This window comes from Caballeronia sp. LZ065, assembly GCF_031450975.1.
Taxonomy (GTDB): Bacteria; Pseudomonadota; Gammaproteobacteria; order Burkholderiales; family Burkholderiaceae; genus Caballeronia.
This window is the reverse complement of record NZ_JARUXV010000001.1, coordinates 1,261,978-1,284,569: the sequence shown is the minus strand read 5'-3', so window position 1 is coordinate 1,284,569 and position 22,592 is coordinate 1,261,978. Positions and strand designations below refer to the sequence as shown.

At 65.7% G+C, this 22,592-nt stretch carries 14 protein-coding genes; 7 read left to right on the top strand and 7 right to left on the bottom strand.

Going from position 1 to position 22,592, the window contains the following annotated elements:
* Nucleotides 1-296: 296 nt before the first annotated feature.
* Nucleotides 297-2,843 carry an FUSC family membrane protein gene (locus QCE63_RS05995; RefSeq protein ID WP_309831472.1) on the top strand — a complete coding sequence of 849 codons (2,547 nt, stop codon included), beginning with the start codon at nt 297-299 and terminating at the stop codon, nt 2,841-2,843.
* 30 nt (nt 2,844-2,873) lie between these two features.
* On the opposite strand, the gene QCE63_RS05990 is transcribed toward QCE63_RS05995, so the two are convergent.
* On the bottom strand, nt 2,874-3,080 hold the full coding sequence (locus tag QCE63_RS05990) for a hypothetical protein (RefSeq protein ID WP_309831470.1): 207 nt from the start codon (nt 3,078-3,080) through the stop codon (nt 2,874-2,876).
* Between the two features lie 123 nt (nt 3,081-3,203).
* Nucleotides 3,204-3,680 carry an Lrp/AsnC family transcriptional regulator gene (locus tag QCE63_RS05985; protein WP_309831469.1) on the bottom strand — a complete coding sequence of 159 codons (477 nt, stop codon included), beginning with the start codon at nt 3,678-3,680 and terminating at the stop codon, nt 3,204-3,206.
* Nucleotides 3,681-3,808: 128 nt separating this feature from the next.
* On the opposite strand from QCE63_RS05985, the gene QCE63_RS05980 reads away from it, so the two are divergent.
* Complete coding sequence (locus tag QCE63_RS05980; RefSeq protein WP_309831466.1) at nt 3,809-4,390, top strand: cysteine dioxygenase family protein; 582 nt, start codon at nt 3,809-3,811, stop codon at nt 4,388-4,390.
* Nucleotides 4,391-4,420: 30 nt separating this feature from the next.
* On the opposite strand, the gene QCE63_RS05975 is transcribed toward QCE63_RS05980, so the two are convergent.
* Nucleotides 4,421-7,108, bottom strand: a complete 2,688-nt coding sequence (locus QCE63_RS05975) for a mechanosensitive ion channel family protein (protein ID WP_309831464.1) — start codon at nt 7,106-7,108, stop codon at nt 4,421-4,423.
* 145 nt (nt 7,109-7,253) lie between these two features.
* Nucleotides 7,254-7,730 carry a hypothetical protein gene (locus QCE63_RS05970; protein ID WP_309831462.1) on the bottom strand — a complete coding sequence of 159 codons (477 nt, stop codon included), beginning with the start codon at nt 7,728-7,730 and terminating at the stop codon, nt 7,254-7,256.
* Between the two features lie 393 nt (nt 7,731-8,123).
* Here QCE63_RS05970 and QCE63_RS05965 point away from each other — a divergent pair, with 393 nt between their 5' ends.
* The 5 genes from QCE63_RS05965 (at nt 8,124) to QCE63_RS05945 (ending at nt 18,111) form a co-directional block, all read left to right on the top strand.
* The gene (locus QCE63_RS05965) at nt 8,124-8,432 is read left to right on the top strand and encodes a hypothetical protein (protein WP_309831460.1); all 309 of its coding nucleotides are present in this window, start codon (nt 8,124-8,126) and stop codon (nt 8,430-8,432) included.
* A 512-nt stretch (nt 8,433-8,944) separates the two neighbouring features.
* Nucleotides 8,945-9,778, top strand: coding sequence for an IclR family transcriptional regulator (locus QCE63_RS05960; protein ID WP_309831459.1), 834 nt, complete (start codon nt 8,945-8,947; stop codon nt 9,776-9,778).
* A gap of 353 nt (nt 9,779-10,131) precedes the next feature.
* Nucleotides 10,132-11,622, top strand: coding sequence for an MdtA/MuxA family multidrug efflux RND transporter periplasmic adaptor subunit (locus QCE63_RS05955; RefSeq protein ID WP_309831456.1), 1,491 nt, complete (start codon nt 10,132-10,134; stop codon nt 11,620-11,622).
* A gap of 27 nt (nt 11,623-11,649) precedes the next feature.
* Nucleotides 11,650-14,772 (top strand): MdtB/MuxB family multidrug efflux RND transporter permease subunit, encoded by a 3,123-nt coding sequence (locus QCE63_RS05950; protein ID WP_309831454.1) that lies wholly within the window; start codon nt 11,650-11,652, stop codon nt 14,770-14,772.
* A 3-nt stretch (nt 14,773-14,775) separates the two neighbouring features.
* Nucleotides 14,776-18,111: an efflux RND transporter permease subunit gene (locus tag QCE63_RS05945; protein ID WP_309831451.1), complete on the top strand. Its 3,336-nt coding sequence runs from the start codon at nt 14,776-14,778 to the stop codon at nt 18,109-18,111.
* A gap of 69 nt (nt 18,112-18,180) precedes the next feature.
* Here QCE63_RS05945 and QCE63_RS05940 read toward each other — a convergent pair whose 3' ends face one another.
* From QCE63_RS05940 to kdpE, 3 genes are all read right to left on the bottom strand, one after another.
* Nucleotides 18,181-20,907 (bottom strand): enterotoxin A family protein, encoded by a 2,727-nt coding sequence (locus QCE63_RS05940; RefSeq protein WP_309831449.1) that lies wholly within the window; start codon nt 20,905-20,907, stop codon nt 18,181-18,183.
* Complete coding sequence (locus QCE63_RS05935) at nt 20,886-21,713, bottom strand: hypothetical protein (protein WP_309831446.1); 828 nt, start codon at nt 21,711-21,713, stop codon at nt 20,886-20,888. Before QCE63_RS05935 ends, QCE63_RS05940 begins: the two co-directional genes overlap by 22 nt.
* A 159-nt stretch (nt 21,714-21,872) precedes the next feature.
* Nucleotides 21,873-22,571 carry a two-component system response regulator KdpE gene (gene kdpE, locus QCE63_RS05930; RefSeq protein WP_309831444.1) on the bottom strand — a complete coding sequence of 233 codons (699 nt, stop codon included), beginning with the start codon at nt 22,569-22,571 and terminating at the stop codon, nt 21,873-21,875.
* Between the last annotated feature and the right edge of the window lie 21 nt (nt 22,572-22,592).

Sequence of the window (22,592 nt, the reverse complement as noted above, 5' to 3'; positions counted from 1 at the left end):
GCGCTGCTATGCGGACCTTGGGCGGGAAGAAAAGCTGCTTTCTTTGGTGACTTTCTTTGCAGCGGCAAAGAAAGTTACCCCCGCCCCGGGGAGGGGCAGCGCCAACAGACCGACGCGAACACGGGAAGTCCATGAAAGCGCTGGCAAACCAAACACAAGCAACCCACGCGAAGGACCAGAGCGAAGACACAGAGCGCCCCTCCAGGCATGTAACCTGCCTCCCCACCCGCATGGGTTAGACTCACCCGACCCCGTCGAACCCACTCCCCCGCCGAGCCATCAAAACCAAAACCTCGATGCGCTATTCGTTCGAAATCAGGAAGTTCATCTACAGCCAATACTTCTTCGGCGGCTTGCGCATCGCGCTCGGCGTGTCGCTGCCCGCGGTCCTGATGCTCATCGTGTTCCACAACCGCGAACTCGGCTTCACGATCGCCACCGGCGCGCTCGGCGCCTGCGTCGTCGACATGCCCGGCCCGCTCAGGCACAAGCACAATGAGATGCTCGCCTGCACCTTCATCGGCTTCCTTTCCTCGCTCGCCACCGGCATCGCCACCGCGCATCCACTGACGCTCTGGCTGACCATCGTGCCGCTGACCTTCGTGCTCTCGCTGATCGTCGTCTACGGCAACCGCTGGCCGCAGATCAGCTTCGCGACATTGTTCATGATGGTCGTCACGCTCGAAGACCATTTCACGCCGCTGCAGGCGCTCATCAACGCCTCCTGGATCCTGCTCGGCGGTCTCTGGTACACCTACTGGGCCACGCTCGTGAGCCGGCTGCTGGTCTATCGCATCGAACAGCAAGCGCTCGCCGAAAGCATCTTCAGCTGCGCCGAATACCTGCTCGCACGCGCCGATTTCTACGACGGCGACGCCGATCTCGACGAGTGCTATCGCAAGCTGATCGAAAAGCAGATTGCCGCGGTCGAGCGTCAGGAAGCTGCCCGCGACATCGTGCTGCGCAATCTGCCGAAGTTGAAGAGCGGCCGGCTCGACGCGCGCCGCGCCCGGCTGTTCAATCTGTTCATCAACGTGGTAGACCTGCACGAGTTTTTCGTCGGCGCGCACACCGACTATCCGCTGGTGCGCAAGACCTTTGCGGGTTCGGACGTGCTGATTTTCTATCGCGACCTGATGCGCAAGGCTGCCGCCGATCTCGAGGAAATCGGGCTCGCCGTGCTGCAGAACAATGCCGCCGGCCGGCAGATCAGCATGAAGGCGGAGTTGCGCGCGATCGAATACGAACTCGAACTGATGCGCAAGAACGGCCTGCCCGAAAAGAATCCCGAAGCCTACGCGGCGGCGGCGGCCGTGTTCCGCCGGCTCTGGAGCGCGACGCGCCTGATCGACAAGATGCGCCGCCGCACCCGTGACGACGCCAGCCCGACCGAAACCGAAGTGCAGATCGACCACGCGCTGTCACGCTTCATCTCGAGCCGGCGCGTGCCGTTCATGCAGATCTTCTCGAACCTGACGATGGCGTCGCCCAGCTTCAGGCACGCGCTGCGCGTGACGATCGCCGTCGGCGCGGGCTTCTGGCTCGGCCGGCTGCTGCCGCTCACCAACGCCTACTGGATCGTGATGACCACCGTCATCATCCTGAAGCCCGGCTACTCGCTGACCAAGCAGCGCAACACACAGCGGATCATCGGCACGGCCATTGGCTGCGGCGTGACCATCGCGCTCATTCTGTTCGTCAAGGAGCCGCATATCCTGCTCATCGTGATGTTCGCGTCGATGGTGATGAGCTACAGCCTGCTGCTGTTCAACTATGCGGCGAGCGTGGTGTTCACGTCGTCGTATGTGCTGTTGATGTTCCATCTGCTCGCGCCGGGCAGTCTCCGGTTGATCGGCGAGCGCGCGATCGATACGGTGGTGGGTTGCGCGATCGCCATCGCGGCCAGCCATTTGTTCCCTTACTGGGAATACCGGCTGATGGGCAAGCTCGTGAAGGATCTCCTGTCCGCCACACGCAACTATCTGGAAGCGAGCTGGTGGTGGAAGGCGAAGGCATCCGCGCAACCGGACAAGACGCGCGCCGCCGCGCCGGAAACGGCCGTCAACCCCGCCGTGTTCGCCGACGCCAACGCAGGCGCCGCGGCGTCACCCGCGGAGCAGCCGGTCGCCGCGCCCGCCAGCGCCGAAGCCGCGAACGAGCCCCTCGCCGCCACCGCGCCGCTCGATCCCGAAGTCGTCACGGACTCGGCCGTGAAGGCCGCGAACGCGACGGCGCAGAAGCTGGCGGCGGTGAGCATCGGCGAGAGCACGGCGGCCACGGCCAGCAAGGGCGCGTCCGTGGCCGCGACGGTCGCCGCCACCGCGCTCGACCGGGATTTTCGCTATCGGCTGGCGCGCAAGAACGTGCACATTGCCTTCGCCAATCTGGCGCAGGCCTTCCAGCGCATGATGCTCGAGCCGAAGGCGCAGCAACGGTATGTGGCGGAGTTGAACGACCTGCTCGTGCAGAGCCATGTGCTCGCCTCGCAGATCACGGCGGCGGCGCCGCTGTTGCAATCGCTCAATGAGACGTCTGGCCAGGACGGCCAGCGCTTCGACCCCGTGCAGCGCACCTTCGGCATGGTGCGCGAGCATCTGGCCGACGCGCAGGACGAACTGCCCGCCGCGCCTCGACCGGACGCGGCGTCAGCGCCCGCGCAAAGCGACGCGCTGAAGGAGCTGCGCCGCGAGCTCGACGCGATGGTCATTCAAGCCGAACGCGCGCAGGCGCTGCCGCCCGATGCGCTCCACGACCTGAAGCTGCTGGCGCATCAATGCAAGCAGATGCTGAGCGCATCGGCGCTGATCAGCAAGGACGCGACGCAGATCCGCTTGCCCGTGTGAGGTCCGCTATCGGGCGCGCCGCCCCATCGGCTAGTGCGATGCGCCCGTCGCCGGCAGCGCGGGACGCACGTCGCTCGCGGCGGGGGCGTTCTGCTGGTCGAACTCGCGCTTCTCGCGGATCGCATTGAACAGCACCGTGCCGATGACGATCAGCACCACCACCACAATGAACACGCTGATGGCGCGCGTCGGATTCTTTCTGGGCTTGCCGGCGGGGCGGCGGGGATCGTCGATCATGGGCAAGGCGCTTCGTGACGCGGTTTCGGAGAGACCCGACATGGTACCCGCGATGGTTTTCAGTTGGATTGCGGGATGATGTCGCACGGGCCGTGCCGATACCGTGCTCAAGCGGAATCAGAATCAGGGAAACTCGACGGTGGGCCGTACCGGCAGCGCCGTCGAGTATTTGATCTGCTCCATCGCGAAGCTCGAACTGACGTCGTACAGCGGCACCGCGCGGATCAGGATCTTGTAGACGCGGTCATAGTCGTCGATGTCGGACACCACGACGCGCAACAGATAGTCGGTCTCGCCGCTCATCCGGAAGACCTCGACCACTTCCGGGATGTCGCGCACCGCGCGGGTGAAATCTTCCGCCCAGGTCTGCGTGTGCTGATTGGTGCGGACCGCGACGAACACCGTCGTGCCCACGCCCAGCTTCTTCGGATCGCACAGCGCCACTTGTGCGCGGATCACGCCGGTCTCCTTCAGGCGCTGCACGCGCTTCCAGCACGGCGTCTGCGACAGGTTCACGCGCTGCGCCAGTTCGGCGATGGGCATGGTGACGTCGTTCTGCAGCAGTTCGAGAAGCTTGCGGTCGATGAGGTCCATTCCCATGCTGCACCCCCGGTAGGAAATTATTCTATTTCTGGATGTCCGAGCGGAATTATATGGAAACCAATTCTGGAGGCAAGCCGGTATAAATGAAGCGTGCCTTTTTCAATGAATTTCACGGTTCCTACAGCATGCAATCCGAACATGTCAGCCGCCCGGCGCGGCCTTTCGCAGCGGCGCACACCCGGCCTGGCGACGCGCTCGCCACCTTGTGCCAGGAACTCGATGCCGCCTTCGATGCCGCGTCGGCCGGCCCGCGCCACGACTTCGGAGAACGCGTGCGCGCGGCGTTGCGGCGCGCGATCGCCGCGCCGGATCTGCTGCGCCCGGAGCAGCGCGCCGCCGAGGCCCAGCGCTATTGCCGCCACCTGCTCGCCGCCGATCCGCTCAACCGTTACGCCATCGCCGCGCTGGTCTGGGCGCCCGGGCAAGCCAGCCCGGTGCATGGCCATCTGACCTGGTGCGGCTATGCGGTTATCGAAGGAACGCTGGAGGAAACGCTGTATCGCTGGGACGTGCACACGCAAGACGCGGTGCCGGTTCGCCGTCATGCACGTCCTGCCGGTGCGGTGTCCTGCGTCGAAGCAGGACGCGGCGCGATCCATCGACTCGGCAATCCCGCCGATGCCACCGCCCGCGCCATCTCGCTGCATGTCTACGGCGTCGCGGGCGCCGAGATCGCCACGCACGTCAACGATCTGCTCGCCGCCTGAACTCGTCGCGTCGCGGCAGACACACGCCGCTCAGCCCTTGCCCGGCTCCGGCGCCGTGGGAATCTGCGGCGGGATCTGCACTGATTGATCCGTCGGCGGCGGCGCGGCTTGCGGATCGTGCGATATGTCGCGCAACGCGGCAGCCTCGCTCCTGATCTGACTCTGACGCGCGGGTTCCGGACCCGCCATCGCCTCCTCGGGTTCCACCGCGGGTGGCGCCTCGCCGGTCCAGATGCGCCGCGCGCGCTCGTGTCCGAGCGCCGCCGCTTCGCCTGCGAGCGTGTCGCGCGTCATCTGCACGTGCATCTGCGGCACCGGAATCTCCATGCCAGCCTCGTCCATCTTGCGCTTGATGCGCAGATTAAACGCGCGCGCGACGCTCCATTGCTGCAGCGGCCGCGTCTTGATCTGGCCTTTGACGACCATCCAGTTCGGATCGAAGCGATCGAGTCCCCACACTTCCACCGGACCCAGCATCTCCATCCGGTAACGAAAGTCGGACATCAGGTCCGCGCCGACTTCGCGGATCATCTGCGTGACTTCATCGACATCGGCCGAGAACGGCACGCGCACTTCGAACACCGCATACGCGAAATCGCGCGACAAGTTCTTCACCGTCTTGATCTGCGAAAACGGAATGGCATGGACCGCGCCCTGGCCGTCGCGCAGGCGCACGGTCCGGATCGTCAAGCTCTCCACGATGCCTGCGTGACCGCCTTCCACTTCGATCGAATCGCCCACCGAAATGGTGTCCTCGATGATGATGAACAGTCCGGTAATGAGGTCGGCGACCAGCGATTGCGCGCCGAAGCCCACCGCCAGGCCGATCACGCCCGCGCCCGCCAGCAGCGGCGTCACGTTCAGCCCGAGGTTCGCGGCCGTGACGATGGCGGCCACCGTCAGCAGGAACACGAACACGACATTGCGCACGAGCGGCAGCATCGTGCGCGCGCGCATGCTCGGGCCGCGTCCGCCGCGCCGCGTCGAATCCGGCTTGAGCGCTTCCTGAATGCCGGTGTCGATCAGGATCCACACGAGCCACACGACGAAGAAGGTCAGCACGATCATCGCGACGGCGTGCGTGATGCCGCGCGCGGCCACGCTCTCCTCGGCCATGTGCGCGAGCGAGAAGCCCCAGAAGCGCGACGACAGTTCGAGGAACACGAGCCACACGCCGACCACGATCATCGTGCCGACGAATTTCACGAGCCTGCGCACATACGCCGACTGCCGGCGCGGCTTGCGCGACTTCGGCCGCGTGATGCGCACGACGATCGCCGACAGGAAGAACCCGACGACCAGCAGACCGGCGGTCGCGATCGCCATCTGCAGCACGTTCTCGGACGTGCCGATGCCCATCAGCGTGGCCACCACCGAGGCCGACGCCAGCAGCAGCAGCGGCAGTTGCCACAACGACGCGACCACCTCGAAGGTTTCGGTTGCGGCCTTGCGCGTGTTGCGCTGCTCGTAGCTGCGGCTGCGAATCAGATGCGCGACGGGCCGCTGGAAAGCCAGCGCGAAATACGCGGTCAGGCCGGCCGCGCCCATGTTCGCGAAAGTAGAGATGAGCGCCGAGAGGTTGGTGCCGAGCTGCTGGGCGACATCGTAGTTCGCGGCGGCATCGCCGAGCGCGCCGAGGGTGCCGATCACGAACAACAGCCGGCGCGCCTGCACGATCAGCAGATTGACCGCCACGCGCCGGTGCGCCGACCCGAACAGCGAGAACATGATCAGGCAGATGGCCGAGAACACCGCGCCCGCGACGATCGCGTAGGCGGTCACCATCGCCAGCGTGCGGCCGAGCGACAGCGGCATGTAGTGCGTGAAACTCAGCGCCGCGAGGAACGCGAACAGATAGGGCGCGACGCGGCGCAGCGTGAAGCGCAGCAGTTCGCCCGTCGTCGGGTTCGAATGCAGCCCCATGTCGATGCCGTAGCGCGCCTGCACGCGGCGCTGGAGATAGACCAGCACGAAGGCGCACAGGCCCCAGCCGGCGAGCGTCGCGAAGTAATTGAAGAGTGTGCGACCGAAGGACTCGCGGCTCTGGCTCGTGACGATCGTGAAGAGCTCGTTGCCCGCTGCGTTGAAGCGGCCGATCCAGTAGGCGAGCGGCGTCTTGCCGCGCCTGACGTCGGCTTCGATGTTGGTCACCGCCGAGGCAATCGCGCCGAGCAGCCCGGCGTTCTGCGCCATCTTCGCGACGACCGACGCCGCCGACGAACTCGACGATGCCGGCGCGACCGCCGCCGTTGTCGCATCGCTTGCGCCGCTCGCGGCATTGGCGGCGGCGCTGCCGGGGTTGGCGTCCGCTGCCTCGGCGCCGGCCGGCGCGGCTGCGACGCCCGGCGCGGGGACCCCGGCGAGCGCCGCGCGCTTCGCATCGCGCAGCCGCTTGAGTTGCGCGACCAGGGCGGTGCGTTGCCGGTCGCTGTCGAGCGTGGCGATGAGGGTGTCGAGCGAGCGCACCATGTCGGCGTCGGACGCCGTGGGCGCTCCATTCGACGCCGCGTCGGGCGCCGAGGCGGGCGTCGCGGGCTTGATCAGCTCTTCGAAGGAAGGCAGCGTGAGCGCGGCTGCGGCATGCGCGAGGGAAACGGCGGACAGCAGGACAGCGAACAACAGTGCCGGCGACGCCCGCCGCACGCGCGCGCACGTCGCCAGCCAGAAGATCGCGACGAACGCCCACGCGCCGTCACGCGCGCGGTTGCATGACTTCATGACGATACCGGTTTTCAAAAGACCGCCAGTTTAGCGGCTGCGAACTGCCGGCCGTCCGATGCGGACGTAACCGAATGTTAGCCATCGGTTGCATGCCGATTCATCTGAGGGTTCGAATGGAACCGCTCTCCATGCAAGAGAAAGCTTATTTGTCCATTTCGGCGCGCGCATTGCCGGGATCCGGGCTGGCCGTCGCGCCGGACGCCTGAGCGCCGGTCTGGCTTCCCGCCTGGGTGCCGTCCGGACGCGACGACCAGTCCTGCAATTTGCGTCCCGCCGATTGCAGGCCCGCGCCGGTCGCGCTCGCCGCGTTGTTGATCGCGGCCTGGGTGGCGCTGGCCGCGTTGTCGAGGTTGGCGCGCGCCGAGGCTGCCACCCCGCTCGCGGAGATATCGGGCATCGAACCGGCGTTTTCGACATTCTGCTGTGCCGACTGTTTCGCTGCATCGACCTTCTGGCCGACATAGCTCGCCGCCTGATCGAATTTCTGGCCCGTCTGGCTCGCCAGGTTATTGAACGCGCCCGCCGCCTGTCCGGCAGTCGCATCGTGCTTCTCGCAGGCCGCAAGAAGGGCGAGCGTCCCGAGCGCAGCGGCGATGCGGGTCAAGGGAGTCATCTGCATGGTGTTGCCTTCCGTCGTGTGTCGTCTGTCGCAATGCGGGCGCGGCGGCGCGCAATTCTGAAGACCCGTCATGGCGCAACCCTTCGCGGGCGGAATCCGGGTCAAAACTGGCGCACATCATACGCTGCTCGTGTCCAGCCTTCGTCAACCGCGCCCCGTTCGATGCCGGCAAAAGCCTGTCGGCCTGCGATCCGGGCCAACCTTGCATCAAAGGAAAACCCTAGTTGTGCCCGAGCCGCGTCGAAAAGCCGCTTTTGGTCAATTCTCAGAAAAAATCAGGCTGACTATGTCAGATAGAGGAATTCTTCTACATTTAGGAGACTTCTAGTTCTGGCAGGTTGTGCGGTTCGACTATATTTCCTCGCGTCCCGCCCTTCACGAAAGTCTCCCACCATGTTTTTCATGAGTGCCGCCATTGCCCTCACCGCAGGGATGATGCTGTTCGAACCGTTCGCACGCCCGCCCGTTTCCCGCTTCACCACGCCCCGTCTACGCCGCAGTGTGGCCGCCCGCTCCTTCTTTCAGGCCGGGGTCGCACTCTTCACAGCATTGCTCGTGGCGACCAGTCCGCCGGCCCCCGAACGCGTCTCTCCGCTGTACGTCCTGTGCGTCGCGGTGCTCCTGATCCTCGCGAGCATTTACTGGCTGCTCCGTGGCAGACGCATCCTGAAGCAGCGCCGCGTTTTCAATCATCGAAGCTGAAAGTTTGCGGACGTCTGCTGGACTCGTCATCCGCCTGACGTTAGGCAAGCTTGCGTTCCGGACGGCGCCGGGCATATGAAAGCAGGCATTTCGTTCCACTGGCTGCGCCGCTTTGCAGGTATATTCGGGTCAAAGCATCAAGCTTCGACGGGCAAAAAAAAAGGCGCTGCGTTTCCGCAGCGCCTTAAAAGTTCTAGCCATTCCGAGGGCCGTGCTAGAACCTGAGAGACCGTATCCCGAAATGTGAGAACGGGAAGCGCAAAAGCGCACGTCGCTATCAAGTTTCGAAATTCAATTCCATTTTTTATGGGAACGTTGCCCAAGTCAAGCAAAATTTCTGACTCCGAGCAACTGCCCAACTTTATTACCGAAAAAAGAACTTTGTTCCAAAAAGTTCATCGCTGATGCAGCTTATCGTCATCACTTGCATCGCTTGCAAGCTTTGAGAACTGTCCCGGTAGAATGTCGCGCCCCCGACCTTCGGAACAATGTTTCATAAAAAATAGGCTTACATGCAAAATGACCAGCCAACGGGTAAAGAGAGAGCCCGAGAAAAAGACGGCGAGGAAGTCACCGCCCTGGCGCGGGGCCTCGACGTATTGCGCCGCATCGCCGCCGCCGATGCGCCCGTCAGCAACCGCGAACTGACCGACTGGACCGGCATTCCGAAGCCGACCGTCTCCCGCATCACAGCGACACTCGTCGGCGCCGGCCTGCTGTACCGGCTTCCGGACAGCGAACGCTTCGTCCTGACTGCTTCCGTACTGGAGCTCAGCAACGGATTCTTACGCAATTTCGATATTCGTGCTCGCGCGCGGCCCTTTCTGATCCAGCTCGCCGAGCGAACCGGACTTTCGGTGCATCTCGCCGTGCGTGACCGCCTGGAGATGGTCGTCATCGACGCCATCCGTCCGCGCTCCGCCGTCCTCGTTTCACGGCTTGAAGTCGGCGGCCGGATGGATCTCACCCGCACCTCGGTCGGACGTGCCTATCTCGCGGTGCTCGCCGAAGCCGACCGGCGCGCGCTCATCGGCAGCCTGCAGACGGCCTCGGGCGACGAATGGCCGTCCATCGCGAGCAGCCTGCACCGCGGCCTCGACGACGCGCTGCGGCGCGGCTTCGCCATGTCGGTCGGCGAGTGGCACGACGGGCTGAACGCGGTCGCGGCAGGCTTCGTGGGCCCGTCCGAGGAACGCTACGCGGTCAATTGCGGCGGCGCCGCCTACCAATGCCCGCGCGACACGCTGATCGACATCGTCGCGCCCGCGCTGCTCGAATGCGTCGGGCACATCGTGCGCGAGATCGGCGGCACCTATCCGGCGCCCGCCGCGCACGCCGCCGGTTGAGTCACACGGGGCCGGTTAAACTACGCGGCCCGCCATGCCCGAAAGCCTGCGCCCGGCGCAGGCTCTTCGAAAGCCGCCGAAAGCTTGCCGGTCTGCCTGTGTAACAGTCGTAATCAGCCGAAAGAATGACCGGTGGACGGGTCTGAACGTGGGACGTAGCATCATGCTTCGCGCGTGTCGGCGCCCCGCCGGGCTTGCGGCTTGCTTCATGCGACGGCTTTTCAACCGCTTCCCGATGGTCCTGCCCCATGCCCGAGCCCACGCTGCCCGGCGGTTCGCGCTTCCCCGAACCATGATGGGTTCCTCATCCGCGTCCTTGCAAGACAGAATCGAAAGACCCAGCCACCGAACAGATGGACGATCACAAGAATCCTTCAGGGCAACCGCGCCCGACGCCTCCCTCGCCCGCTTCGCCGGCTGCCCACCCTCATGCCACCACCCGCCGTCGCAGAGTCGTGCCGCTGATCATCGCGGTGCTGATCGTGGCGGGCGCGCTGGCGTGGTGGCATCCGTGGAACCGCAATGGCACGAGCGCCCCGGGCGCCCAGCATGAGGCGCGGCAAGGCGGCCGGCGCGGCGCCGCGAACGCGACGAACCAGCCGCAGCCGGTGCATGTCGCAAGCGTCACGCAAGGCGAGATGCCCGTGGTCATCAATTCGCTAGGCACCGTCACGCCGCTCGCCAACGTCACGGTGAAGACGCAACTGAACGGCACGCTGATGGATGTCGCGTTCCAGGAAGGTCAGATGGTCAAGAAAGGCGACCTGCTCGCGCAGATCGACCCGCGTCCATACGAGATCTCACTGCGCAACGCGCAAGGCCAGCTCGCGCGCGACGAAGCGCTGCTGCAAACCGCGCGCCTCGACCTGCAGCGTTACCAGACCCTGCTGTCGCAAGACTCCATCGCGAAGCAGCAGGTGGACACGCAGGCGTCGCTGGTGAAGCAATACGAAGGCACGGTCAAGTCCGACCAGGCCAACGTCGATACCTACAAGCTCGACCTGACCTATGCGCGCATCACGGCGCCGGTGTCGGGGCGCGTGGGGCTGCGTCAGGTCGATCCGGGCAACTACGTGACGACCGGCGACACCAACGGCGTGGTCGTCATCACGCAGCTGCAGCCGATCAGCGTGATCTTCACCACGTCCGAGGACAACCTCGCCGCCATCCTGAAGCCGCTGCACGCGGGCACGAAGATGTCGGTCACGGCCTACGACCGCGCCAACATCACGGCGCTCGAATCCGGCTATCTCGAGACGGTCGACAACCAGATCGACACCACCACCGGCACGGTCAAGCTGCGCGGCACCTTCGACAACAAGGGCGGCATGCTGTTTCCGAATCAGTTCGTGAACACGAAGCTGCTGGTCGATGTCATCAAGAACGCGATCATCGTGCCGACGCCGGCGGTGCTGAACGGTTCGTCGGGCGCGTTCGTCTATGTCGTGAAGCCGGACAACACCGTGACCGTGCGCAACGTGAAGATCGGCCCGGTGGACGGCGAGCGCACCAGCATCAAGTCCGGCCTGCAGGTGGGCGAGCGCGTGGTGATCGACGGCTCCGACCGGCTCAAGGAAGGCGCGAAGATCACGATCCCGGCCGAGAAGTCGAACGCGGCGTCGGGCGCTTCGGGCGCTTCGGGCGCTTCGGGTGCTTCGGGTGCTTCGGGTGCTTCGGGTGCTTCGGGTGCTTCGGGTGCTTCGGGTGCTTCGGGTGCTTCGGGTGCTTCGGGTGCTTCGGGTGCTGCGGGTGCTTCGGGTGCTTCCAGTGCCGCTGCCGCCTCGGGCGCCTCGGGCGCGCATCACGGCGGACATCGGCGTCAGCAGACGCAATCGCAGCAGTAACCCCGAGCTTCAGGTCACGAATCCCGCATGAACCCATCTCGTCTTTTTATTCTGCGCCCGGTCGGCACGGCGCTCCTGATGGCGGCAATCATGCTGGTCGGACTGGTCGCGCTGCGCTTCCTGCCGCTGTCCGCGCTGCCCGCCGTCGACTATCCGACCATCCAGGTGCAGACCTTCTATCCGGGCGCCTCGCCCGACGTGATGACGTCGAGCGTCACCGCGCCGCTGGAGAAGCAGTTCGGCCAGATGGCGAGCCTGAATCAGATGTCGTCGCAGAGTTCGGCGGGCGCCTCGGTCATCACGCTGCAGTTCAGCCTGGACCTGCCGCTCGACATCGCCGAGCAGGAAGTGCAGGCGGCGATCAACGCGGCGGGCAACCTGCTGCCCTCTGACCTGCCCGCGCCGCCGATCTACGCGAAGGTAAATCCCGCCGACGCCCCCATCATGACGCTGGCCGTCAGCTCGAAAACCTTGCCGCTCACGCAAGTGCAGGATCTGGCGGACACGCGCCTCGCGCAGAAAATTTCGCAGGTGGCGGGCGTGGGCCTGGTGTCGGTCAGCGGCGGCAATCGCCCGGCGGTGCGCATCCAGGCGAACACGCGCGCGCTGGCCTCCTACGGGCTCAATATCGACGACCTGCGCACGACCATCGCCAATCTCAACGTCAATACGCCGAAGGGCAACTTCGACGGTCCGACGCGCGCCTACACCATCAACGCCAACGACCAGCTCACCGACGCCGAGGCCTACAAGAGCGCGGTGATCGCATACCGCAACGGCCGCCCGGTGATGCTCACCGACGTCGCGACCATCGTCCAGGGCCCGGAGAACACCAAGCTCGGCGCGTGGGTCGATTCGACACCCGCAATCATCCTGAACGTACAGCGTCAGCCGGGCGCGAACGTGATCGCGGTAGTGGACAGCATCAAGCAGATCCTGCCGCAATTGCAGCAGTCGCTGCCCGCGGCGCTCGACGTGCGCGTGGTCACCGACCGCACGACGACCATCCGCGCGTCCGTGCGCGACGTCCAGTTCGAGCTTCTGCTGTCCGTCGTGCTGGTCGTGCTGGTCATCTACCTGTTTCTCGCCAACGTCTACGCGACCATCATCCCGAGCCTCTCGGTGCCGCTCTCGCTGGTCGGCACGCTCGCGGTCATGTACCTGTGCGGTTTCTCGCTGGACAACCTCTCCTTGATGGCGCTGACCATCGCGACCGGCTTCGTCGTCGATGACGCCATCGTGATGATCGAGAACATCGCGCGCTATGTGGAAGAAGGCGAATCGCCGCTCGAAGCCGCGCTCAAGGGCAGCAAGCAGATCGGCTTCACCATCATCTCGCTGACGGTCTCGCTGATCGCCGTGCTGATCCCGCTGCTCTTCATGGGCGATGTCGTGGGCCGCCTGTTCCACGAATTCGCGATCACGCTGGCGGTGACCATCGTGATTTCGGCCATCGTCTCGCTGACCCTCGTGCCGATGATGTGCGCCAAGTTGCTGCGCCACACGCCGCCGAAGGACAGCAAGCGCTTCGAGGCGCGCGCGCACCGGTTCATCGACTACGTGATCGGGCGCTATGCGGTGGCGTTGAACTGGGTGCTGGCCCGCCAGCACGCCACCTTGTTCGTGTTCGTGCTGACGCTGGTCTTCACGGCGGTGCTCTACATCTATATCCCGAAGGGCTTCTTCCCGGTGCAGGACACCGGCGTGATCCAGGCCATCACGCAGGCGCCGCAGGCCGCGTCCTACCAGGCCGTGGCCGACCAGCAGCAGGCGCTCGCGAAGAAGATCCTGCAGAACCCGGATGTCGAGAGCCTGACGTCGTTCATCGGCGTGGACGGCACCAACATCACGCTGAACAGCGGCCGCATGCTCATCAACCTGAAGCCGCGCGACGACCGCAGCAATAATTCGAGCGACCTGATCCGCGCCATCCAGGGCGAAGTGGCGGACATTCCAAGCATCAAGCTGTACATGCAACCGGTGCAGGACCTGACGATCGACTCCACGGTCAGCCCGACGCAATACCAGTTCATGCTGACCGACCCGAATCCGTCCGAGTTCGCGGAATGGGTGCCGAAGCTCGTCGCGCGCCTGCAAGGCACGTCCGTACTGACCGATGTCGCGACCGACCTGCAGCAGAACGGCCAGTCGGTGTACATCGAGATCGACCGTGCGACGGCCGCGCGCTTCGGCATCACGCCGGCCACCGTCGACAACGCGCTGTACGACGCCTTCGGCCAGCGCATCATCTCGACCATCTTCACGCAGTCGAACCAATACCGCGTGATCCTGGAAGCCGAGCCCAGCGACGCACATTACAGCGACACGCTCAACGGCATCTACCTGCCCTCCTCCACCGCGACCAACGGCCAGGTGCCGCTTGCGGCCATCGCCAAGTTCCACGAACGCGCGGCCCCGCTGCTCGTCACGCACCTCGGCCAGTTCCCGGCCACGACCGTGTCCTTCAATCTCGCCAAGGGCGCGTCGCTCGGCGAGGCCGTGAAGGCCATCGAGCAGGCCAAGCAGGACATCGGTCTGCCCGCCTCGTTCCAGATCCGCTTCCAGGGCGCGGCGCTCGCGTTCCAGGCGTCGCTCTCGAACGAGCTGTTCCTGATCCTCGCGGCCATCGTCACGATGTACATCGTGCTCGGCGTGCTGTACGAGAGCTTCATCCATCCGATCACCATTCTCTCGACGCTGCCCTCGGCGGGCGTCGGCGCGCTGCTCTCGCTGATGATCACCGGGCACGACCTGGACATCATCGGCATCATCGGCATCGTGTTGCTGATCGGCATCGTGAAGAAGAACGCGATCATGATGATCGACTTCGCGCTCGAAGCCGAGCGCGAGGAAGGCAAGTCGCCGCGCGAGGCCATTTTCCAGGCCTGCCTGCTGCGCTTCCGGCCAATCCTGATGACCACCATGGCGGCGCTGCTTGGCGCGCTGCCGCTGATGCTCGGCTGGGGCGCGGGCTCGGAGCTGCGTCATCCGCTCGGCATCGCGATCGTCGGTGGCCTGATCGTCTCGCAGCTACTGACGCTGTTCACGACGCCGGTGATCTATCTCGGCTTCGATTCGCTCGCCCGCAGGCTGCGCGCGCGCTTTCATCGCGAACCGCCGCGCACGCCCGCCGCCGGCGAGGGACGCTGAGCCATGAACCTGTCGCGCATCTTCATCGACCGGCCCGTCGCGACCACGCTGCTGGCCATCGGCATTGCGCTTGCGGGCATGTTCGCGTTCGTGCGGCTGCCGGTCGCGCCGCTGCCGCAGGTCGATTTCCCGACCATCTCGGTGCAGGCGTCGCTCCCCGGCGCGAGCCCGGAGACGGTCGCGACCAGCGTCGCCAGTCCGCTCGAACGGCATCTCGGCACCATTGCCGACGTCAGCGAAATGACCTCGATGAGCTCGGTGGGCACGACGCGCATCACGCTCCAGTTCGGGCTGAACCGCGACATCGACGGCGCCGCGCGCGACGTGCAGGCCGCCATCAACGCGGCGCGCGCCGACCTGCCCACGGCGCTGCGCAGCAACCCGACCTACCACAAGGTGAACCCGGCCGACGCGCCCATTCTGGTGCTCGCGCTGTCCTCGCCCACACGCACGCCGGGCGCGCTCTACGACTCCGCCGCGACGGTGCTGCAACAGACCTTGTCCACGGTGCCGGGCGTCGGCGAAGTGGACGTGAGCGGCTCGGCGAATCCGGCGGTGCGGGTCGAACTGGAGCCGGGCGCGCTGTTTCACTACGGTATCGGGCTCGAAGACGTGCGCGCGGCGCTGGCCTCGGCGAACGCGAACAGCCCGAAAGGCGCGATCGAATTCAAGGGCACGCGGATCCAGCTCTACACCAACGACCAGGCGAGCAAGGCCTCGCAGTACAAGGACCTCGTGGTCGCGTACCGCAACGGTTCGGCGGTGAAGCTCTCGGACGTCGGCGAAGTGGTCGATTCCGTGGAAGACCTGCGCAATCTCGGCCTCATCAACAACAAGCGCGCGGTGCTGGTGATTCTCTATCGCCAGCCGGGCGCGAACATCATCGAAACCATCGACCGCGTCAAGGCGATGCTGCCGCAGCTACAGGCCGCGCTGCCCGCCGACGTCCAGATCACGCCGACCGCCGACCGCTCCACCACTATCCGCGCGTCGCTGCACGATACCGAGGCCACCCTCGCGATCGCGGTGGCGCTGGTCGTGATGGTCGTGTTCCTGTTCCTGCGCAACTGGCGCGCGACGTTGATCCCGAGCGTGGCCGTGCCCATCTCGATCATCGGCACGTTCGCGGCCATGTACCTGCTGGGCTTCTCGCTCGACAACCTCTCGCTGATGGCGCTGACCATCGCGACCGGCTTCGTCGTCGACGACGCGATCGTCGTGCTGGAGAACATCACGCGGCACGTCGAGAAAGGCGTGCCGCGCATGCAGGCCGCGATCATCGGCGCGCGCGAAGTCGGCTTCACGGTGGTGTCGATCAGCGTGTCGCTGGTGGCGGTGTTCCTGCCCATCCTGCTGATGGGCGGCATCATCGGGCGGCTGTTCCGCGAGTTCGCGCTGACGCTGTCGCTCGCCATTGCGGTGTCGCTGGTGGTGTCGCTCACCGTCACGCCGATGATGTGCTCCCGCCTGCTCCAGGAACCGGGCGAGCGCCGAGAGGAAGGCCGCATCGCGCAATGGCTCGAACGCCAGTTCCAGCGCCTGCAGGGCGGCTACACGCGCACGCTGGACTGGTCGCTCGCGCATCCGCTCTTGATCCTGATGACGCTGTTCGCCACCATCCTCCTGAACGTGTTCCTCTACGTGATCGTGCCGAAGGGCTTCTTTCCGCAGCAGGACACGGGACGCATCATCGGCGGCATTCAGGCTGACCAGAGCACCTCGTTCCAGGCGATGAGAGGCAAGTTCTCGCAGATGATGAAGATCGTCGAAGCCGATCCGGCGGTGGACAGCGTGGCCGGCTTCACGGGCGGGCGCTCGACCAACAGCGGCTTCATGTTCATCTCGCTCAAGCCGAAGAGCGAGCGCAAGGTCTCGGCCGATCAGGTCATCAACCGTCTGCGTGCGCCGTTGGGCGATGTCGCCGGCGCGCGCACCTTCCTGCAGGCGGTGCAGGACATTCGCGTGGGCGGGCGGCAATCCAACGCGCAGTATCAGTTCACGCTGCTCTCGGACACGACCTCCGATCTCTACAAGTGGGGGCCGCTTCTCACCGACGCGCTGCAGAAGCGCTCCGAACTCGCCGACGTCAACTCCGACCAGCAGCAGGGCGGACTCGAATCGATGGTCACGTTCGACCGCTCGACGGCCGCGCGGCTCGGCATCAAGCCCGCGCAGATCGACAACACGCTGTATGACGCATTCGGCCAGCGCCAGGTCTCGACCATCTACAACCCGCTGTCGCAGTATCACGTCGTCATGGAACTGGCGCCGAAATACTGGCAGGACCCGGAGATGCTCAAACAGATCTGGATCAGCACCTCGGGCGGCACGGCGAACGGTTCGTCCTCGACGCAATCCACCACCACGTCCGGCGCCACCTCCACCGCCTCGACCTCGGCCACCGGCTCGACCGGCGCGGGCGGCGCCTCCAACAGCGCGACGGATACCAGCGCGGCGCTCGCGCTGGCCGCGGTGAAGAACTCGGCCACCAACGCGATCGCCGCCACGGGCAAAAGCGGCTCGTCGTCGGGCGCGGCGGTGTCCACATCGATGGAAACCATGGTGCCGCTGTCGGCCATCGCGACGTTCGGACCGGGCAACACGCCGCTGTCGGTGAATCACCAGAGCCAGTTCGTCGCCTCGACCATCTCCTTCAACCTGCCGCCGGGCAAGTCGCTCTCCGACGCCACCGCCGCAATCTACGAAACCATGGCCGAGATCGGCATGCCGCAGACGATCCACGGCAGCTTCCAGGGCACCGCGCAGGCGTTCCAGCAGTCGGTCAGCACGCTGCCCATCCTGATCCTCACGGCGCTCGCCGCGGTGTATATCGTGCTCGGCATGCTGTACGAGAGCTATATCCATCCGATCACGATTCTCTCGACGCTGCCCTCGGCCGGCATCGGCGCGCTGCTCGCGCTGCTGCTCTTCAAGACCGAGTTCAGCATCATCGCCTTCATCGCGGTGATCCTGCTGATCGGCATCGTGAAGAAGAACGCGATCATGATGGTCGACTTCGCGATCGAAGCCACGCGCCACGGCGCGGCCACCCCGCGCGACGCAATCCGCGAGGCCTGCCTGCTGCGCTTCCGTCCGATCATGATGACGACCGCCGCCGCCCTGCTCGGCGCGCTACCGCTCGCGTTCGGCACCGGCGAGGGGTCGGAGATGCGCGCGCCGCTCGGCATCGCGATTGTCGGCGGGCTGATCGTCAGCCAGATGCTCACGCTCTACACCACGCCGGTCGTCTATCTCTACATGGACCGCTTCCGCATCCGCGCGGAAGCCCGGCGTGCGCGGCGCCAGGGCCGCGCGCGTCCTGCGGGCGCATCGGAATGACGCGCGGGCGGCAAGGTCCCGTGCGTGGCCCGCGCGGGATCTGAGCGCGTCATACTCGCGGCGCGGCGCTCAGTGTCCAAGTATCGAACGGAGCCGCTCGCGCAGCTGCGCTCGCGCCTCGATGCCCTCCCAGACGTCTGCGCGCACGGAATAGCTGGACGCAATGTGCGTTTGGGGCAGTTCCGCAACGCTTTGGAACTGTGGGCTATATACGATCAAGTACGCGCGTCTGCCGCCGAGCGTGCGCACCTCCAGCATGTTGGGGCCGACGCCGAAAGCGTAGAAACCGTCCCTGAAGAGGAAGGCGGCATTGTTCCGGTCCAGCCACTGGATGGTGGCGGGCACATCCCGATGCGGGTGATTCATCCACTCGAGAAACTTGCCCTTGATGCCGAGCGTCGGAATCCGGGTCACGAAATGCGTCGTGCCGGCGGGCAGGGCCGACTCCGGACGCTGATCGAAGCGGTAGAGCTGTTCGCTCGTTCCCGTGTCGCTGGCATACCTGTGGGAGTTCAGGTTCGAGGCGGGCGGCGTCACCGGCACGCCATCCTCGTCGGTCAGCTTCCAGGTCGACCGGCTGCCTGCGAACGACGCACTGACAAAAGGAACATAGACGGTGTGACCCACGGTCAGGTACTTGCCGTCTTCGGCATGCGTCAGGTGTCCGTTGGAGTAGCGGAATACGCCGTTGAGGCTCGATGAGCCCGGCACAGACCCTATATAGAGATAGTCGTCCGAGCCCACTCGCAAGGTCTTGTTCCAGTTATTCGGATAGTGGAACCGTCCGTCCGATCCCATCACGAACTGCTTGATGTTGCCGGGGTACTGGGCGCTCGCGCGATAAGTCCAGTTCACGTAGACATTGTCCGACGCGTCCGCGTAGAGAATGGCCGGATGATCCACGCCGCCGCCATAGGCGTGCAGCGTCATCGCTCCCCGGTAGTCTTCGTGCGCGGCCTGTCTGCGGCTGGCGGCGTCGAGCCGCTGGACTGCATCGCCATAGAAGTCGGCCTGGATGATGTTCGGGTTGTCCTTTGGCGTATGGCCCACCACCTTGCCGTCGCGCAGGGCGGGCACGACGAACGGTTTGTACGCCAACTCCGTCCACGCCTTCGAATCCAGCGGGAAACGCGCGAGTTGCGGTTGCGCGCCGGCGCTTCGCTGCGCTCCGTACACGTCCCATCGGTAAGCCGGATTGTCCATGAAGTTGGACGCGACGCCGTTCGCGACCTCCCACCAGCCGATGACCTGCGTCGCGTCGATAGTTCCCATCGCGGCGAACTCGTGATTGTCCGGCGCCTGGGCATGGCCGCCCAGCGTGGCATTGACGTCCACGAGGTTGGGGCCGGGCGATATCGCGTAGACGAAGCCGTCCCGCGCCTGGAGCTTGAGACGGTCGAGCGCAACCGTTGGATTCGCGAACGTGGCGAGATAGCCGGCGCTGTCCAGGCTGCGCTTGCCGGAGGCGACATCGAAGTCGTGCGTGACCAGATTGACATCCTTGAGCGACGTCGCAAGCACATGAAAGCCCCCTTCCGTGCTCATCTCGAGAGGCGTCACGGTCGACGGCCTGAACAGGAAATCCGGCTCGGCGTACCGCGCCGTGCGCGCCCCCGCGCGCTTGAAGTCGACGTGGGGGTAGGCCCCGGAAGGCGGGCGCATTGCAGTGGCGACCGGAGGCGGCAGGTCCGCCACCGGCACGACCGGGAAGGAGAGATTGAGCGTGTCGTGCGGATTGGACAGCGCGGCTTGACCCGCCGGCATGGCGCCGGCGTCCTCCGCGTACCAGGTCGTCGCGGCATCCCGCACCCCGCCTTCCGTATGACGGCCGGAAAGAAACGCACGCCGCACGGCCGACGTCATATGCTCGAAGTCGGGGTAATCGAACACGCCGTAGTCCGGCGCCAGAAGCTCGTAACGGTCGCGGCGGTAGTCATTGCCCGGCGTGATCCTCCGGATCAGGAGCGGATCGCTCCGGGCAAAGCCGCTCGCCGATGCGTCGACAGGCGGCGCCTGCCGCGCGAGATCGATCACGACCATGGTGTTGCGCGATCCGCGCGTCGCGCTGTCGCCGAAGTAGCTCGAACCGAAGTTCGCCGCCAGATGGTCGATCAGTTGATCCGCACTGCTGACACCGCTTTCTCCGGCATGCCGGATGTAGCGCGCCACATCGATGGACGAGGTCAACGGCGTGCTTCCGTGCCGGCGCTGCATGCTGTCGACCAGTTGCAGGCGGCGCGCCGGGTCGGACGCGCGCGGGTCGAGCGGCTCCAGTGCGCTGCGGAGATCCGGCATCCCATAGTCGCCGACCATCCGCAACGCAAAGCCTGCCAGCGCCTCGTTGCGGTCAACGCCCTCGAGCGGCCGGCGCGCACCTTCGAAGATCGCTGCGGGCGTCAGCGGATAGGGCCGCAGCGCGGTGTCCGCGTACAGTTGATAGTCGTAGTCCGACTCCGGCGGATTGGAGCCCGGGGTTCCGGGACGGGATGCGAGCACAGGTGCGGATGCGAATTCGCTCGATCCATGCCGTGAGTACACCTGCATCTGCACCGGCGCCGCCCGCCACTCGGTGCCGGAAAACGCGACATCCAGATAGCCGTCGAGCGATCGCTGCATGTCCGTCCGGCTGCCGTACTGGAAAGCGCCGTTGTTGGGATCGAAGATCGTCCAGTGGTCGCTTTGCCCGCGTTGCACGAGCAGCGCATGCCCCCGTTCCTGCAGGGTGCCGGACGCCTCCATGCCGATCTGCAGGTAGGCCATGTCGGCCGGTTGCATCAGTGCGATGTCGTCGCGCATGGCGCGCAGCCGATCGGCGGGCGCCGCATGCCGCGCTTTGAGATTGTCGGGCGCGAGCGGCGTGTAGTGGCTGAAACCCAGCCGGTACGCGTTGGTCTGGAAGGCGTCGACATGCTCGCAGAAGTCCCGTGCGCGGCCGAGTTCGAACTGGCGTCGGCGTCGCTGCGCATGCCCTCGACCACGGAGAACAGGTTTCGGTCCGGCTGGTCGGCGCCTCGGTCCACGCGCCGCATTGCTTCGAGGACGATGCCGTCGCACGCGCCCGTCTCCGGATAAGCGCATCTCTTCTGGTAGTCGAACTGGTCGAACTTCACGCAGTCCGCCGCTCTCGCCCGCAGCCGGTCGCCGCCGCGCCGCTCGCGAAAAATCTCTGCGTTTGCCTGCGAGCCCTGGCAAGCGCCGCGCTCGACGCGCGAAAGCGTATCTCCCGTGTCGGCGGCGTCGGAAGGCAGGGACACAGCCGAAATGTCGGCGCGTGGAAGCGGCGGCGTGGCGGCCGGTGCGTCGTCGCGTTGGCTCGCCTGCATCTGCGCAGCGGTCGACTGGACCGGCGGGTCAATCTTGTCCGGCTCGTCGGTCTTGTCCGTTTTGTCCGGCAGCGATCCCGCCTCGTTGGCCGATGCAGCCGAACCGGCCTCCGCAGGCGCGCGCGCATCGGCGGAATCCGTCGCGCCCTGAGGACTGTCGCGCGGCTCCGGCGCTGCGCCTTGCTCGTCCGACGTCTCCGCACGCGGCAACGCATCCGGTTGTGCAGCCGCGAATGATCCGGCGCCCGCGCGGGCGCCGCTGACACGGGAAACGTCCATCACTTTCTCCCAGGCACGCGAGGGAGCGCTTCGGATCATTCGGCAGGTGTGCAGCGGGGCCGACAGCGCTCAGGGGACTGCCGGCCGAGTGTAGAGGCCGCGCGGCCGTCGCACGCGCTAACCCTGCAACACCCGCGGCGACTCGCCGTCAGGGCCGCTTCACTGCACGCCCACGAGCCGGTAGCCGACGCCTGTTTCGGTCACGATGTGCTCGGGCTGCGCGGGGTCGCGTTCGAGCTTCTGGCGCAGATGCGCCATGTAGATGCGCAGATAGTGCGGACTTTCCACGTGCGACGGCCCCCACACATCCAGCAGCAGCTGCCGGTGCGTGAGCACGCGGCCCGCATGCCGCACGAGCGCCGCGAGCAGACGGTATTCGAGCGGCGTCAGATGCACGCTCTCGCCGTTGCGGGTGACGCGTCGCAAGGCGAGATCGACGCTTACGTCGCCGAAGCCGACGGCAGGCGTTTCGCTGGCCGGCGTCTGATTGCGCCGCCGCAGATGGGCGCGGATCCGCGCCAGCAGTTCGGAAACGCCGAAGGGTTTGGTGAGGTAATCGTCGGCGCCGGCATCGAGCGCGGCGACCTTCTGCTCTTCCTGCGTGCGCGCCGACAACACGATCACCGGCAGCGCGCTCCAGCCGCGCAGTTCGCGGATCACCTCGATGCCGTCGACATCCGGCAGGCCGAGATCGACGATCACGAGGTCGGGCTTGCGCGTCGCCGCCTCGACGAGACCCTGCTGCCCGCTGAGCGCTTCGTGCACGGTCATGCCCTGCGCCTCCAGCGAGACGCGCACGAAGCGGCGAATCTGTTTGTCGTCTTCGATCAGGACGACGGTCGGGGACGGATCGTTCATGTTTCAGTCGTTCAGCGTGTT